General features: G+C 62.2%; 1 protein-coding gene and 1 pseudogene. One reads left to right on the top strand and one right to left on the bottom strand.

All coding sequences use genetic code 11. The features are described from left to right. Positions 1-160 (top strand): annotated as a pseudogene (locus EN914_RS39690) (antibiotic biosynthesis monooxygenase); the annotation flags it as partial. A gap of 8 nt (positions 161-168) precedes the next feature. Here EN914_RS39690 and EN914_RS35770 read toward each other — a convergent pair. After that, a complete protein-coding gene (locus EN914_RS35770; protein ID WP_024504336.1) occupies positions 169-1,032 on the bottom strand; it encodes an SMP-30/gluconolactonase/LRE family protein in 864 nt (287 codons plus the stop codon). Positions 1,033-1,295: the final 263 nt, after the last annotated feature.

The raw sequence follows: 1,295 nt of genomic DNA, 5'->3' as shown, positions 1-1,295 counted from the left end.
CGTCACCATCGTCGAATGGGAAAGCCAGGCGGCCGTCGACAATGTCGTGCCGATCGTCAAGGCCGCGCACGAGCGCATCGCCTTCAACCCGCAGGAGACGATCGCCCGGCTCGGCGTTCGCGCCGACATCGCCAACTATCAGAGGGTTCCCGGGCTGTAGCAAGGCTGTTACGGCCAGCCGATGCCAGGTGCCGGCGCTTCGACGCTGAACACCTGGCCGGTGCGGGCGTCGCTGAGCATATGCTCGAAGCCGCGCCATTCGGCGGCGAGAATGAACAGCGTTTTCCTGTCGGTGCCGCCCAGCATGCAGGCAAAGCAGCCGCGATCGACGGTCACTGTCTGCAGCACCTCGCCGCCTTCACGCACCCGCACGCAACGCTTGTTGGGAACATCCGCATACCAGGCCGCCCCTTCGGCATCGAGGCAGATGCCGTCGGGATAGCCGTCGAGGTCGGCCCAGACCCTTCGGTTGGCAAGGCTGCCGTCGGCGGCAATGTCGAAGGCGGTCAGCCGATTGGCATGGGATTCCGCGACAATCAGCGTCTTGTTGTCCGGGCTCACTGCCATGCCGTTGGCAAAGGCGATATTTTCCGCCACCTGCCGGACCGCGCCGTCCGGCGTGATCAACACGATGGTGCCGGGGCTGAAATGCTCGCCAGAAGCCGGCGCCGGTCCGCCGCCATTGACATAGGTGTTGCCGCGCCCGTCGACGACGATCTCGTTCCAAGGGCTTTTCGACAGGTCACGCAAATCGGCGCGAGTGACGAGGCTCCCGTCGGCCTCCTGTCGTAGCAGCAGCCCTTCGCGGCCGGAGATGACGAGCAGGCGGCCATCCGGCAGCCAGTCAATGGAGTAGGGCAGGACAGCCGGTACGGTGAGCATGACCTCGCGGTTGCCGTCGGCATCGACGGCGATAATCTCGCCGGTGCCCCAGTTGCAAAGCCACAGCCGTCCGTCATGCCAGCGCGGCGACTCGCCGAAAGCGAGACCGGCAGTGACGAGATGCGCTTGGGGGGCAGGTGGTTTCTGCATGTAGGGGACTCCTTGTTGAGTGCGTCAGCATCGCCAAATGGTCCATGATGGCGCTGTCTCACCAAGGACGGGCGAGGCAGCGGTCTGCCGACAGGCACAGAACCGATAATTTTGGTTTGGCTGCTCTTTGCTGAGTTCGCGACGAAGCCTCGAGGTCAGTTTTTGGAGTGTTCTTCAAACTATCGGTTGAAGTGTTCTTCAAAATATTGGTAAGACGCAGTGAAAATGAATTTCAAGCGCCTTTTTATCCACTTTTCCAAGTG

Origin of the sequence: Mesorhizobium sp. M7A.F.Ca.CA.001.08.2.1, assembly GCF_003998455.1 — a bacterium.
GTDB lineage: Bacteria > Pseudomonadota > Alphaproteobacteria > Rhizobiales > Rhizobiaceae > Mesorhizobium > Mesorhizobium ciceri.
This window is presented reverse-complemented; position numbering and strand designations above follow the sequence as displayed.